11 protein-coding genes, 1 tRNA gene and 1 rRNA gene are annotated in these 14,759 nt (G+C 62.4%); 10 read left to right on the forward strand and 3 right to left on the reverse strand.

All coding sequences use genetic code 11. The features are described 5' to 3' along the window. The first annotated feature begins 17 nt into the window (after positions 1-17). The 9 genes from AB5Y89_RS13915 (at position 18) to AB5Y89_RS13955 (ending at position 10,029) form a co-directional block, all read left to right on the forward strand. A tRNA-Thr gene (locus tag AB5Y89_RS13915) sits at positions 18-93 on the forward strand. Between the two features lie 23 nt (positions 94-116). Beyond that, positions 117-231: ribosomal RNA gene (rrf, locus tag AB5Y89_RS13920) — 5S ribosomal RNA — on the forward strand. Positions 232-395: 164 nt separating this feature from the next. Further along, the gene (ebgR, locus tag AB5Y89_RS13925; RefSeq protein ID WP_039039553.1) at positions 396-1,361 is read left to right on the forward strand and encodes a transcriptional regulator EbgR; all 966 of its coding nucleotides are present in this window, start codon (positions 396-398) and stop codon (positions 1,359-1,361) included. Positions 1,362-1,682: 321 nt separating this feature from the next. Next, positions 1,683-4,757 (forward strand): beta-galactosidase subunit alpha, encoded by a 3,075-nt coding sequence (gene ebgA, locus AB5Y89_RS13930; RefSeq protein WP_368223993.1) that lies wholly within the window; start codon positions 1,683-1,685, stop codon positions 4,755-4,757. Further along, a complete protein-coding gene (locus tag AB5Y89_RS13935; protein WP_368223994.1) occupies positions 4,754-5,209 on the forward strand; it encodes a beta-galactosidase subunit beta in 456 nt (151 codons plus the stop codon). Before ebgA ends, AB5Y89_RS13935 begins: the two co-directional genes overlap by 4 nt. Positions 5,210-5,312: 103 nt before the next feature. After that, complete coding sequence (locus tag AB5Y89_RS13940; protein WP_368223995.1) at positions 5,313-6,758, forward strand: amino acid permease; 1,446 nt, start codon at positions 5,313-5,315, stop codon at positions 6,756-6,758. 76 nt (positions 6,759-6,834) lie between these two features. Continuing rightward, positions 6,835-7,173 (forward strand): tRNA-binding protein, encoded by a 339-nt coding sequence (locus AB5Y89_RS13945; protein ID WP_368223996.1) that lies wholly within the window; start codon positions 6,835-6,837, stop codon positions 7,171-7,173. A gap of 166 nt (positions 7,174-7,339) precedes the next feature. Further along, positions 7,340-8,785 (forward strand): amino acid permease, encoded by a 1,446-nt coding sequence (locus tag AB5Y89_RS13950; RefSeq protein WP_368223997.1) that lies wholly within the window; start codon positions 7,340-7,342, stop codon positions 8,783-8,785. Positions 8,786-9,057: 272 nt separating this feature from the next. Beyond that, positions 9,058-10,029, forward strand: coding sequence for a bile acid:sodium symporter family protein (locus AB5Y89_RS13955; RefSeq protein WP_368223998.1), 972 nt, complete (start codon positions 9,058-9,060; stop codon positions 10,027-10,029). Positions 10,030-10,086: 57 nt separating this feature from the next. Here AB5Y89_RS13955 and ovoA read toward each other — a convergent pair whose 3' ends face one another. Further along, on the reverse strand, positions 10,087-12,234 hold the full coding sequence (gene ovoA / locus AB5Y89_RS13960) for a 5-histidylcysteine sulfoxide synthase (RefSeq protein WP_368223999.1): 2,148 nt from the start codon (positions 12,232-12,234) through the stop codon (positions 10,087-10,089). Positions 12,235-12,532: 298 nt separating this feature from the next. On the opposite strand from ovoA, the gene AB5Y89_RS13965 reads away from it, so the two are divergent. Continuing rightward, complete coding sequence (locus AB5Y89_RS13965) at positions 12,533-13,255, forward strand: head GIN domain-containing protein (protein ID WP_368224000.1); 723 nt, start codon at positions 12,533-12,535, stop codon at positions 13,253-13,255. Positions 13,256-13,327: 72 nt separating this feature from the next. On the opposite strand, the gene AB5Y89_RS13970 is transcribed toward AB5Y89_RS13965, so the two are convergent. Continuing rightward, on the reverse strand, positions 13,328-13,834 hold the full coding sequence (locus tag AB5Y89_RS13970; RefSeq protein ID WP_045522459.1) for a DinB family protein: 507 nt from the start codon (positions 13,832-13,834) through the stop codon (positions 13,328-13,330). Positions 13,835-13,897: 63 nt separating this feature from the next. Continuing rightward, positions 13,898-14,746, reverse strand: a complete 849-nt coding sequence (gene fghA, locus AB5Y89_RS13975; protein ID WP_324062959.1) for an S-formylglutathione hydrolase — start codon at positions 14,744-14,746, stop codon at positions 13,898-13,900. Positions 14,747-14,759 lie beyond the last annotated feature (13 nt).

A 14,759-nucleotide genomic window follows, 5' to 3' on the forward strand; every position in this document is an offset into this window, starting at 1 on the left:
TCTTTACCGGTTAGTGTGCTGATATGGCTCAGTCGGTAGAGCGCATCCTTGGTAAGGATGAGGTCCCCAGTTCGATTCTGGGTATCAGCACCATTTTCAAGCAGTACAAGCTTTTGCCTGACGGCAATAGCGCCGTGGAACCACCTGATCCCATGCCGAACTCAGAAGTGAAACGCGGTAGCGCCGATGGTAGTGTGGCATTCGCCATGCGAGAGTAGGACACTGTCAGGCACCTATTCAGAAGAGGCCTCCCATGCGGGAGGCCTTTTTGCATTTCTGTCCTCCCGCCGCAATTCCCTGCTTCTATTTCAGTAAAAATGCTGGGCTATCAAGGGATTGCTCGTTACTCTTTAGCCGTTGCCCGATGAACACGTGATGCTGCCTGCGAGGTATTGATGGCTACGTTGAAGGAAATTGCACAGGAGGCGGGGGTATCGCTTGCTACCGTATCCCGTGTGCTGAACGAGGATCCCAGCCTGAGCGTCAAGGACGAGACCAGGCAGAAGATCTTCGAGATTGCCGAGCGGCTGGAGTACAAGACCAGCAGCGCCCGCAAAGGGGTGCACAAGAGCAAGCTGCAGCTCCTGGCTGTCTACGCCTATCCCCAGAGCACCGAGGTCAACGATCCCTATTACCTCGCCATCCGCTACGGCATCGAGACCCAGTGTACCCGCCTCAACATCGAGCTGGCCCACTGTTACAACGGTGCCGAGGGGCGTGAGCTCTCTGCCGTCGATGGCATCCTGGTCATCGGCCATCTGCCGGAAGAACGGCTGGCCGTGCTGCGCGGCCTGTCTGCCCAGCTGGTGTTCGTGGATTGCCGCTCTCAGGGCGATTTTGACTCGATTGACGTGGATCTGGCACTCATCAGCCAGCAGGTAGTGGACTTCTTCATCGCCGAGGGCCATCAGCGCATCGGCTATATCGGTGGCCAGGATGATGGCCCGGATCTGCGGGAACTCGCCTTTCGCGATTATGGCCAGCGGCTTGGGGTGGTGCAGGAGAGCGACCTCTATCGCGGAGACTTCTCCAGCGCTTCCGGCTACAAGTTGGCCAAAGAGATGCTGGCCGGCGATTGGCCCAAGGCGCTGTTCGTCGCCTCCGACTCCATCGCCATCGGCGTGCTGCGTGCCATCCACGAGAAGGGATTGGCGATTCCCCAGCAGATCGAGCTTATCAGCGTCAACGATATTCCGACCGCCAAGTTCACCTTCCCGCCGCTCTCCACGGTGCGGATCCACTCCGAGTTGATGGGCTCCCAGGGGGTCAATCTGCTGGTTGAACGGCTGCGTGACGAGCGTGATATTCCACTCCGGGTGCTGGTACCGAGCAAGCTGACCCTGCGTGGTACCACTCGCTGATTTTAGTAAAATATTCTGCTTTTTAGTCGCACCATCTTGCGGTGGTGCGACACCTCTCCCTAGCAAACCTCTTTCCCATATCATCCAACAACTTCATATCATATTGTTTCATAGTTGATTTTATTGTAGCTCAGCCAGCTACTATCAACATCCATGCCACTCATCCATATCTTGCCCTCCTTTATCTCCCGCTTCTGATCTCGCTCACAAAACCATCTGTTCATTGTGATCAGGTTAAAACTTTACCAACCCCAAGCAGATATTTAGTAAATGTTTATCTAGAGTTTACCCAGTTAACGTTGCCTTGTTCCGGGAGGACATGTGAATAACTGGGAAAACGTCCAATTCGTTGGTGAAAACAGGCTGGCCCCGCGCGCCTACTTCTTCTCTTATGCCGACCACGCGCTGGCGGCCACCATGCAGCGCGAGCTGAGCCGCCGTTTTCTGAGCCTTGGCGGCCAGTGGCAGTTTCACTACTTCGACCACCCCCTGCAGGTGCCGGAGGCCTTCTATCACAGCCCTATGAGCGAGTGGGGCCAGATCACCGTGCCCAACATGTGGCAGATGGAAGGACATGGTCAGCTGCAGTACACCGACGAAGGTTTTCCCTTCCCCATCGATGTGCCCTTTGTGCCGACCAACAACCCCACCGGCGCCTATCAGCGCAGCTTCACGCTGAGCCCGGCTTGGGATGGCGAGCAGGTGATCATCAAGTTTGACGGGGTGGAGACCTACTTCGAGGTCTATGTGAACGGCCAGTATGTGGGCTTCAGCAAGGGGAGCCGCCTTACCGCCGAGTTCGATATCAGTGCCTACGCCAAGGTTGGCGAAAACCTGCTGTCGGTGCGGGTGATGCAGTGGGCGGACTCTACCTATATCGAAGATCAGGACATGTGGTGGATGGCGGGGATCTTCCGCGACGTCTATCTGGTGGGCAAACCGGCCGCCCATGTGCAGGACTTTTTCATCCGCACCGCGCTGGCCGATGACAATCAAAGCGCTACCCTGAGCTGTGATATCCAGCTGGAAAATCTGGGGGCAGCAGCCCGTGATCACCGTCTGGTCTGGTCCCTGCTGGATCAGGGCAACGAGATCGCCAGCGGCTCGCTCGACCAACTCGCCATCGATGGCAAGTGTGATTGCCGCTTCACGCTGGATCTGGCCAACCCCCATCTGTGGAGCGCCGAAGATCCTTACCTCTATCAGCTGCAACTCTCCCTCTACAACGGTCAGGGCGAGCTGCTGGAAGTGATCCCGCAGCGGGTCGGGGTGCGTGAAATCACCGTCAAGGATGGCCTCTTCCATGTCAACGGTCACTACCTCAAGCTGCACGGGGTGAACCGTCACGACAACGACCACCTCAAGAGCCGTGCGGTCGGCATGGACCGTGTTGAACGCGATATCGTGTTGATGAAGCAGCACAACCTCAACTCGGTGCGCACCGCCCACTACCCGAACGACCCGCGTTTCTACGAGCTGTGCGACCAGTACGGCCTGTTCGTGATGGCGGAGACCGACGTGGAGACCCACGGCTTTGCCAACGTCGGCGATCTCAGCCGCATCACCGACGACTCTTTCTGGGAGCCGGTGTTCGTGGACAGGATCGAGCGCCACGTGCACGCCCAGAAGAACCACCCCTCCATCATCATCTGGTCGCTCGGCAACGAGTCCGGCTACGGCTGCAACATCAGAGCCATGTACCAGCGCTGCAAGGCGATCGACCCGACCCGGCTGGTGCACTACGAAGAGGATCGCGATGCCGAGGTGGTGGACGTGGTGAGTACCATGTATTCCCGCGTCTCCCAGATGAACTGCTTTGGCGAGTTCCCGATGGCGAAGCCGCGCATCCTCTGCGAATACGCCCACGCCATGGGCAACGGCCCGGGTGGCCTCAGCGAATACCAGCAGGTGTTCGACCGCCATCCCCACATTCAGGGTCACTACATCTGGGAGTGGTGCGATCACGGCATTCTGGATCAGGACGAGCAGGGCCGCCCCGTTTACAAGTACGGCGGCGACTACGGCGACTACCCCAACAACTACAACTTCTGCATGGATGGCCTCATCTATCCGGATCAGACTCCGGGGCCGGGCCTGCGCGAATACAAGCAGGTGATCTGCCCGGTCAAGGTGCGGGCACTGGATCTGGCCAGCGGCAAGCTGGCGGTGGAAAACCGCTACTGGTTCTCCACTCTCGACGATATCCGCCTGCTGGTCGAAGTGAAGGCCGAGGGCGAGCTGCTGGCCAGCCAGCAAATCCGGTTGGAAGGGGTTGCTCCCGGTGCCACCACTGAGCTGCAACTCGAGCTGCCATCCCTTGATGGGCGGGAAACCTTCGTCCAGCTGCGGGTCATCAAGGCCACTGCCACCCGTTACAGCGCGGCGGAGCACGAGCTGGGCCAGTACCAGTTCCAGCTGAAGGCATCGACTCGCCAGTTGCAGCCCTTTGCCAACCCCAACGCCACTCCGTTGCAGATCGCCGATGAGCGCCTCGCGCTGACCTTGAGCGGCAGCGGCTTTGCCCTGCGTTTCTCGCGCCTCGACGGCAAGCTGGTGAGCTGGCAGCAGGATGGTATCGAGCTCATCGAGCGAGCCCCGCGCCTCACCTTCTTCAAGCCGATGATCGACAACCACAAGCAGGAGTACGAGAGCCTGTGGCACCCGAACCACCTGCAGATCATGCAGGAGCACTTCCGCACCCTGAGCTGGCGTCAGCTGGGTGAGGCGGTCGAGGTGACGGTGGAGAGTCTGATCGCACCGCCGGTGTTCGACTTTGGCATGCGCTGCCGCTACGTCTATACCCTGAGCCGGAACGGTCAGCTGCACGTGGCTCTGTCCGGCCAGCCCTACGGCGGCTATGACGACATCATCCCCAAGATCGGCTTCGAGCTGGGCATTCGTCAGGATCTCGACCGGGTGCACTACTACGGTATGGGGCCGGGCGAGAACTATCAGGACAGCCGCCAGAGCAACTGGATCGACCGCTTCCAGAGCACAGTCAGCGAGATATGGGAGCACTACCCCTTCCCGCAGGACAACGGCAACCGCCAGCAGGTGCGCTGGGCGACCCTGACCAACCGCCACGGTGCCGGTCTCTACGTGCGACCCGATGCCCCCATCAACCTGAGTGTCTGGCCCTACAGCTGGGAGCATATCCACGCGACGCAGCACATCAACGAGCTGGAACCCTGCGGTTATCTCACCCTCAATCTGGATCACAAGGTGCTGGGGCTCGGCTCCAACTCCTGGGGCTCCGAGGTGCTGGACTCCTGGCGGGTGCGCTTCGAGCCATTCAGCTTCGGCCTGACCCTGCTGCCCATCGCCCGTGGCAACCTCAATCCGGCTGCGCTGGCCGGGCTCGATCTCACCATCAACGGCGGGAGGAACCTCGCATGATCACCCTGGACAACCTGACCCTGTTCAAAAACATCTACCGGGAGGGCAAGAAGTGGAGCCGCTGTGTGGAGGCCATCAACAACCTGCCGAACCTCAAGCCCGGCATCTGCCACTCCATCGGTGACTCCCTCACCTACCGCTTGCAGGAGGGGGCCAGCCCGGCCACCTCGTTGTTCGAGGGGCAGCGCCGCTACTTCGACGTTCACTACTACCTGGAAGGGGAAGAGACGGTGGAGTGGGCTGCCAAGAGCGAGCTGGCGGTCGAGCAGGCCTATGACGACACCACCGACCGCGAGTGGCTGGCCGGTGAGGTGCGTGAGCGCCAGCAGGTCGGCAACGGTCAGGTAGTGATCTTCGAGAACGACGAGGCCTACCGATTCGTCGGCGACAGCCCGGTGCGCAAGGTGATCATCAAGGTCACCGTCGAAGGCGGCTACTTCAAAAACAAATAACAAGCCGCCGGTTCTGCACTGATAAAAGCCGGAAGGGCGGGGCTCACCCTACAAATCATGCCCCGCCCTTTCGCTGAGATAACTACAGGTCTGGAGATGCACCATGTCTGATTCCAAACGCAATACGATAGGCAAGTTTGGTCTGCTGTCGCTCACCTTCGCGGCGGTATTCAGCTTCAACAACGTCATCAACAACAACATCGAAATCGGTCTGGCCTCGGCCCCGATGTTCTTTCTGGCCACCATTTTCTACTTCATTCCGTTTTGCCTGATCATTGCGGAGTTCGTGTCACTGAACAAAAACTCCGAAGCGGGGGTGTATGCCTGGGTGAAGAGCTCCCTCGGCGGGCGCTGGGCCTTTATCTCCGCCTACACCTACTGGTTCGTGAACCTCTTCTTCTTTACCTCGCTGCTGCCACGGGTCATCGCCTACGCCTCCTATGCCTTCCTCGGCTACGAGTACATTCTCACCCCGGTGGCGACCACGGCATTGAGCATGGTGCTGTTTGCCTTTGCCACCTACGTCTCCACCAACGGCGCCAAGATGCTCGGCCCCATCACCTCGGTGACCTCGTCCCTGATGCTGCTGCTGACCCTCTCCTACATTCTGCTGGCGGGTGCGGCACTGGTGGGCGGCGTACAGCCAGCCGACCCCATCACGGTAGAGGCCATGGTCCCCGATTTCAGCTGGGCCTTCCTCGGCATCACGACCTGGATCTTTATGGCAGCCGGTGGCGCCGAGTCGGTGGCGGTCTACGTCAATGATGTGAAGGGGGGCTCCAAATCCTTCGTGAAGGTGATCATCGTCGCCGGGATCTTTATCGGCGTGCTCTACTCCATCGCATCGCTGTTGATCAACGTCTTCGTCCACAGCGACACCCTGAAATATACCGGCGGCTCTGTGCAGGTGTTCGAGGGGCTGGCAGCCTACTTCGGCCTGCCGGAGATCCTGATGAACCGCTTCGTCGGGCTGGTCTCCTTCACCGCCATGTTCGGCTCCCTGCTGATGTGGACGGCGACCCCGGTGAAGATCTTCTTCTCCGAGATCCCGGCCGGCATCTTCGGCAAGAAGACGGTCGAGCTGAACGAGAACGGCGTGCCCGCCCGCGCAGCCTGGATCCAGTACCTCATCGTGCTGCCGCTGATGGTGATCCCGACTCTGGGCTCCAACACAGCGCAGGATCTGATGAACACCGTCATCAACATGACCGCCGCCGCTTCCATGCTGCCGCCGCTGTTCATCATGCTGGCCTACCTCAATCTGCGTCTGAAGCTCGATCACCTGCCGCGGGATTTCAGGATGGGTTCGCGCACCACCGGCATCGCCGTGGTATCGGTGCTGATCGTCCTCTTCTCGGTGGGCTTCCTCGCCTCCACCTTCCCGACCGGCGCCGACATCATGACCATCATCTTCTACAACGTCGGCGGGATCGTGATCTTCCTCGGCTTCGCCTGGTGGAAATACAACCGCTACGAGGCTTCTCTCAGCGCCGAGGCGCGCGCGAAAGAGGCCGAGCCGGCGGCGCAGGTCGCCATGCAGGCACCATAAACACAGCATTTACTCCCAATCAAATCGGGTGGCCGTTGGCCACCCGCAAACCGTTGAACCAGAAAAGGAAAAGAGCATGAGCGAGACGATCGAGTTTGCCGAATTCAAGCGGGTCGAGATGAAGGTGGGCAAGGTGCTGGAGGTGGTGCGTCACCCCGGGGCCGACAAACTCTACATCGTCCAGATCGATGTGGGGGGCGAGCGGCCGCTGCAGACCGTCACCAGTCTGGTGCCTTACTACAGCGAAGAGGAGCTGATGGGCAGCGAGGTGGTGGTGCTGGCCAACCTCAAGCCCACCAGAATGCGCGGCGAGCGCTCCGAGTGCATGTTGCTCTGCGCCGAGACCCCGGACGAGAGCCAGAGCGTGCTGTTGCAGCCGCGGGTGCCGATGGCGCCGGGCACTCCGATCGTCTGAATGGTATTGCGAGCCGGTGCGGGAGATTGCACCGGTTCACCAAGAAGGCCGTCCACGCGGCCCGATCATAACAAGAGAGTAAAGGGCAGGGTCGACAGACCCTTGCCGAACACATCACAGAGTCACAGCGCTCCCCGCAGGGAGCGCGAGTCCACTGGAGGACACCATGTCTGAATCCGTACGCGGCACCATAGGCAAGTTTGCCCTGTTGTCGATGACCTTTGCCGCCGTGTTCAACGTGCGCAACATCGTCAACAACAACATCGAGCTGGGGCTCAGCTCCGCCCCCATCTTCCTGCTGGCGACCATCGTCTACTTCATCCCGTTTGTTTTCATCATTGCCGAGTTCGTCTCGGCCAACAAAAACTCCGAGTCGGGGATGTATGACTGGCTGAAAAAGCCACTCGGCACCCGGATGGCCTATCTGGGCTCGTTTCTCTACTGGTTCGTGAATCTGTTCTGGTTCGTCTCCCTGCTGCCCAACGTCATCGCCTACGCCTCCTACGCCATGCTGGGCTATGAGTACAGCTTCTCGCCCATGGTCACCTCGGTCATCTCCATCGTGCTGTTTGCGGCGGCGACCCACATCTCCACCAAGGGGGCGAGCTGGCTCGGCAAGATTGCCGAGATCGTGGCCTACGGGGTATTTGCCCTGTTCGCCATCTATGTGCTGGGCGCCCTGATGGCTCTGAGTGGGGATCATGTGCCGGCCCAGCCCATCACGCTGGAGGCGATGACTCCCACCGTCAACTGGGCGACGCTGGGCATCATGTGCTGGATCTTCCAGGCGGCGGGCGGTGCCGAGACCGCAGCGGCCTACCTCAATGACGTGAAGGGGGGTCAGAAGTCCTTCATCAAGGTGATCATCATCGCCGGTGTGGTCATAGGCGCCATGTATGCCCTCGGTTCCCTGCTGGTGAACGTGTTCGTGGCGCGGGAGAGCCTCACCTATGCTGGCGGCATGGTGGAGATCTTCACCGGCATGGCGCAGTATTTCGGGCTCTCCGAGGCGCTGGTGGGCCGCTTCGTCGGCGTGGTGCTGTTTATCGCCATGTTCGGCTCCATGATGATGTGGACCTCGGCGCCGGTGAAGATTCACTTCTCCGAGATCCCGCAGGGGGTGTACGGCGAGAAGACCACCCAGCTCAACGAGCACGGGGTGCCGGTGCGCGCCGCCTGGTGGCAGTTTGTCTTCGTGTTCGTGATGCTGGTGGTCAACGGCTTCGGTTCCGAGTCGGTGCAGCAGATGATGAACACCGCCATCAACCTCACCGCCGGCACCGCCATGCTGCCGCCGATCTTCATCATGGTGGCCTACTTCGTGTTCCGCTGGAAACATGACGACACCCCCCGCGAGTTCCGCATGGGGTCGCGCACCTTCGGGATGGCGGTGGTGTCGGTGCTGATCGCCATCTTCGTGGTGAGCATGAGCGCCTCCGCCTTCCCGGCCGGGGTGGATCTGGTGCGCGCCTTCTTCATCAACGTCTTCATGACGGCGGTCTTCTCGGCGCTGGCCTACTGGTGGATCTCCCGCTTCGAGAAGCGCCAGGCCCGCAAGTCAGGTGGCAACGAGAAGAAAGCGGGCAGCGGCACCCTGGCCAGCCAGCGCTGACCGGCATGTGGCAAACAGGAGACGGGCGACCAGGGTCGCCCGTTTTTTGTTGGCCGGATCCGGGGCCGGAGGGGCAAACTCGTTTAGTTTTGCTGTGAAAATGTGCTTTATCGTTTAACAAAATGAAACAAATGAAGCTGCCGCTCAACTTTGCACCACAGGGTGTTCGGGGTAAGCTTGTCCCTTCGTATCCGGGGTCGCCGCCTGATGACGCCTTCCCCGTGCCCTGTCGTCCCTTCCCGTGCGGGACGCGCTTTCTCTGGAGACTCCCCGTGCGTCTGGATCCTTTTACCTCTGTGCTGATTGCCGTGGTGGCCCTGGCCTCCTTCTTCCCCTGTGAGGGGCAGGTGGCCGTCTGGTTCGGTCTGCTGACCAAGCTGGCGGTGGCGCTGCTCTTCTTCATGCATGGTGCCAAGCTGTCGCGCCAGAACCTGCTGGCGGGCCTCGGCCACTGGCGGCTGCACCTGGTGGTGATGGCGAGCACCTTCCTGCTCTTCCCGCTGCTGGGGCTGCTGCTCACGCCCCTGGTGCCCCAGTGGCTGAGCCCGGCCATCTATCTCGGTTTCTTGTATCTGTGCGCCCTGCCCGCCACCGTGCAGTCGGCCATCGCCTTCACCTCCATGGCGGGGGGCAATGTGTCGGCGGCGGTGTGCAGCGCCTCGGCCTCCAGCATCCTCGGCATCTTCCTCTCGCCGGTGCTGGTGGGGCTGATGATCAATGTGCAGGGGGAGGGGGTCGATACCTGGCACTCCATTCAGGCCATCATGGTGCAGCTGATGCTGCCGTTCGTGGTGGGCCACCTGTCACGCCCCCTCATCGGTGGCTGGGTCGACAGCCACAGGCCACTCATCGGCAAGCTGGACCAGAGCTCCATCCTGCTGGTGGTCTATGTGGCCTTCAGCGAGGCGGTGGTGCAGGGGATCTGGCACCAGGTCGGCTGGTATGATTTGGCCAGTATCGTGCTGCTGAGCTGCGTGCTGCTGGCGCTGGTGCTGGGGTGGAACGTCTGGATCAGCCGTCACCTCGGTTTCAACAGGGCGGACGAGATCACCATCGTCTTTTGCGGCTCCAAGAAGAGCCTGGCCAACGGGGTGCCCATGGCCAACGTCATGTTCCCGGCCGCCAGCGTCGGTGTCATGGTGCTGCCGCTGATGATCTTCCACCAGATCCAGCTGATGGTGTGCGCCGTGCTGGCCCGCCGCTACCGCGAGCAGGAGGCGGTGCCCCAGGTTCAGGAGGGGTAAGCGGTCCGGATAAAGAAGAGGGAGGCCATGGGCCTCCCTCTTTCGTTTGCCGCGTCGTCAGCGTTTGCGCCAGACGGTGAGCTGGGCCACCGTGTGCTGGTACTTGCGGGCGGTCTCGCGGATGACGAAGGGGACGTCCCTCGGGGGCATGTGCTCCTCGAACTCCTCCGCCAGCAGCCGTTGCAGCGCCTGATAGGTGCCGAGGGCCTCGCCGTTTTCCCGGATGCCGCCGAGCCAGTTGGCCTTGGGGGTGTAGTCGGTCAGCCAGGTGTAGGGGCTGGTGAGCACCAGCAGGCCGCCGCTGCGCAGGCGCGGAGCAATGTCCCGCAGGAAGCGGGCGGGCTCCCGCAGCCGGTCGATCAGGTTGGAGGCGAGCACTAGGTCGTAGTCGCCGTACTTGGGCTTGAGGTTGCAGGCATCCCCCTGGCTGAAGTGGACCCGCTCGCTCTGCTCGCGACCGAGCTCGTGGCGGGAGAGACGCGCCTCGCAATATTCCACCAGATCCCCTTCCACCGGCACCGCATAGCGGAAGCTGTCCTGTCTTGCCAGGGTCAGGGCCACGTCGATGAAGCGGGCCGAGTAGTCCACCCCGTCCACGTGGGCGAAGCGGCGAGCCAGTTCGAAGCTGGCCCGGCCGGTGGCGCAGCCGATGTCGAGCGCCCGCTCATGGCGGGTGCAGAGCTCGCTGGCAAGACCGGCCAGAGCCTCGGCGTAGTTGGCGACCCCGAAGTGGCTCGGACCGTACTGGAAGTCGAGATACTGGGCGACGAGCGTGTCGGTTTCATAAGGGTTCACGATGACGGGCTCCTGATGGCGTGAGACCAGGTAGCGGAAGCCCGCGTGCTGGAAGAAGTGGCGACGGAAGGCGTAGCGGGAAGATTTGAGCGCCTCGTTGCCGGTGCTGATCCAGCTCCCGCCCTTGATCAGGGTGTGCTTGCCGTCGAAGGTGGGGGTGGAGAAGTCGTCGTAGAGGGGGTGCACCTTGAACCCCTCGAAGCCGTCGATGGCGGTGCTGGTCCACTGCCAGACGTTACCCACCAGATCGAAGAAGCTGCCCTGGGGGCAGGCATCCACCGGGCAGGAGGAGGCGAAGCGGGCCAGGTTGATGTTGCCGGGGGCCTCCATCCAGTCCGGCTGATCGCCAGCCAGTTGCTCCCGCAGCAGCATCCACTCCCCCTCGCTTGGCAACTGGACGGGCAGGCCGGTCTGATCCGCCTTCCAGCGGCAGAAGGCGGCGGCCTCCAGCTGGTTCACCTCCACCGGCCAGTCCCAGGGCATGGGGACCTGCTCGGTCATCAGCCGCAGTTGCAACTGCTCGGGTTCATTGGGATCGCCGACCCAGAAGGTGGGCATGCGGGCGTTGGCATACTGGCGCCAGCCCCGGCCCTCGTCGTCCCACCAGACGGGCGCTTCATATCCGCCCGCCTGCACGAAGGCCAGGTATTCGGCGTTGCTCACCAGCATGCGGCTGGCCTGGAAGGGGGCCAGCTCGATATGGCGCTCGCCGTATTCGTTGTCCCAGCCGTAGGTGGCATCCTGTTTGCCGAGGCGCACCTGGCCGCCGGCCACCGGCAGCAGGGTGTTGGCGGGGACGGCGGCGAGATCGTGGCGCGCCTCGGGGCAGACCGGCCACTGGGGCTGGCTGTGCACCCAGGCCAGGGGCAGCTGGCGGATCAGCACGCTGGAGGTCTCGAGGTGGATGCGCTCGTGCTCTATCCCCATCAGGATGACCCAGGCCGGGCTCTGCCAATGGATGGGCAGCTCGATCGGCATCCGCTCGATGAACTCACACACCAGGGCGCGCACCCGGCCGCGGTAGGCGCGCAGTTCGGCCACCGTGGGCCAGTCGTAGTGGGTTTCGTCCAGATCGTCCCAGCTCATCTCGTCCACCCCGATGGCGACCAGGGCCTCGATGCGTGCGTCGAGCCGACTCTCGATGAGACGGGCCGCCAGCAGCTTGTTGACGAAGAAGGCGGCGGTATGGCCGTAGTAGAAGATGAGCGGGTGGCGCAGGGGGATCGCCTTGTTGAACCAGGCCCGCTCGTCGGCCAGGCAGTCGAACAGCGAGTCGTAGAGATCGAAGGTCTGGCAGAAGTAGGCGAGCAGCTCGCGGCGCTTGTGGTCGGGATCGTCGCCGGTCAGCAGCGGGGTGCGGGTGGGGGCAGGCAGGCCCGGATGGACGAATGGGTGGCTGGCTTGGGTCACGCTCTGACTCCTTGTTGATTCTGGCGGGTGAAGCAGCGATGGAGTGCTCTATACGCACCAGGTATCACTATTGGCTCAACGAACCGGGGCGGCAACCAAAAAAATGGGTCAACACCCCCCTTCGGGTGTGGTCAGATTGACCAGATTGTGGTCTGAATGACTCTTTGTTATGGACCCTTCGAGCCTCGAAATATTGAAATGGATAGATAAATCATGATGTTAGCCATATGGCACAGGGTTTGCTGATTGCCACTCACCTGCCGCGCCGTGCGGCAAAGAGGAAACGAGGAGTAGCGGGATGAAATGGATGCTGGGAGTGGTGCTGGCCCTGGGACTGACCGGATGCAGCTGGCAGGATGACGTCAAGGTGCGCGGGGAGGGGGCCGTGGTGGAGCAGCAGCATCCCCTGGGGCGGGAGGTGACCCGGGTGCTGGCGGGCGTGCCCGCCAACCTGTACCTGGTGGCGGGAGAGAGCCACACCCTCAGGGTCAAGGGGGAGGCCAATCTGCTGCCCTATCTGGTGCTCACCGAGCAAGGGGAGAAGCTGGAGATCGAGGTCAAGGATGGCTACCGGCTCGACCCCACCCAGCCGCTGGAGATCACCATCACCCTGCCGACGCTGCACGAGTTGGCACTGGCGGGGGTTGGCAACGGCGCCTTGCGCGACTTCAAGGGGGATGATCTGGTGCTCTCCCTGGCGGGCACGGGGGACATCGTCGCTAGCGGGCTGACGCTGGATCGGCTGGAGGGCAACATCGCCGGGCTGGGCAACCTGGATCTGGGGCAGGGCTCCGCCCGGGTGATGACGCTGAACATTGCCGGCGCTGGTGGCGTCAAGGGGGCCGGGCTCACCAGCGAGGAGGTCGAGGTGAGCATCGCCGGTAGTGGCGAGGTCGAGGTGCGGGCCCGGTCGCGGCTCAAGATAGAGATCGCTGGTGCCGGTGCGGTCAACTACTGGGGCAGCCCAGCGCTGACCAGCGAGATCGCGGGTTCGGGTCAGGTGAGCCGGTTGGGGAGCTGATCCCATCATCGCAACAATGAAAAAGGCCCCTCGGGGCCTTTTTTGCAGGATGCGACACTGTGGGGCGACGCCTCACTCGAGGGGGAGTGCGAGGCCCAGATCGGCGTTCAGGCGCATCAGCAGCCACTGCATGCCGGCGAGGTGCTGGTGGTCATGGCTGACGAGCAGGCGCACCAGCCCGTCCAGGGTCACCTCCCCATAGCCGCCATAGCGGGCGCGGCGCTGCCAGGCGTCGGACGGCACCGTCTTCAGCCATTCGACGGTCTGCAGGCGGGCGGTGCGAAACCGGTCGAGCTGCGTGGCGGTATCCTGCCGGGAGTAATCATGGTCCAGCGCGAGCTGATAGCCATCGAGGGAGGCGAGCTCCGGCAGGCTTTCTGCCAGGGTGCGACGAAACCGCACCTGATAGCCCAGCACCTCGATGTCCAGCAGGTGGCAGAGGTGCCCCCTGGCACTGAAACGCTCGGAGGGGATCCCGGCCCAGTTGGCGGGTTCCCAGTCCAGGTGGTCGGTGGGGACCTGTGCCAGCAGCCGCTCGAACTGGTCCGGCATGGCCAGCAATGTGGTGAAGAGAGGCATCCTTGTCTCCTGTTTCCGGGTGAATGGCCGCCCGCTGACGGGGCGGCCACGAGCGGGTCAGCCTCAGGCCGGTTCGCCCAGGTGGTTGGCGTGAAAGCGCAGGTGCGCCTCGATGAAGCTCGCCACGAAGTAATAGCTGTGGTCGTAGCCGGCATGGCGGTTGAGCGTCAGGGGCCACGCCCGGGTGGCGGCCACTTCGGCCAGGGTGTCGATGCCGAGCTGCTCCGCCAGGAAGGGGTCGTCCAGCCCCACGTCCACCAGGGTCGGCAGGGGCGGGCTGTCGTGGTGGCGCAGCAGTTGGCAGGCATCCCACTCCTGCCACAGCAGGGGGTTGTTGCCGAGGTAGGCGCCGAGGGCCTTCTGGCCCCAGGGGCAGCGGCTCGGGTGGCTGATGGGGCTGAAGGCCGACACAGATCGGTAGCGGCCCGGCTCGCGCAGGGCGGCGATGAGGGCGCCATGGCCCCCCATGGAGTGGCCGCTGATGGCGCGCTTCGTCGAGACCGGGAAGTGGGTCTCGATGAGCTCGGGCAGCTCCCGGGTGACGTAATCGTACATCTGGTAGTGATCCCGCCAGGGGGTCTGGGTGGCGTTGACGTAGAACCCCGCCCCCATGCCGAGGTCATAGCCGGGATCGTCCGCCACCCCTTCACCACGGGGGCTGGTGTCCGGCGCCACCAGGGCGATGCCGAGCTCGGCGGCGATGCGCTGGGCCCCGGCTTTTTGCATGAAGTTCTCGTCGGTGCAGGTGAGACCGGAGAGCCAGTAGAGCACCGGCACTTTCTGGCCGGTGAGGGCCTGGGGCGGCAGGTAGATGGCGAAGCGCATCTCGCACCCCAGCACATTGGAGCGGTGGCGATACTGCTTGTGCCAGCCGCTGAAGCTCTTGTTGCTGCTGATGATGTCCAGATTCATGTAAGGACTCCTT

It is taken from the genome of Aeromonas sp. s4, assembly GCF_040907855.1.
Taxonomy (GTDB): domain Bacteria; phylum Pseudomonadota; class Gammaproteobacteria; order Enterobacterales; family Aeromonadaceae; genus Aeromonas; species Aeromonas caviae.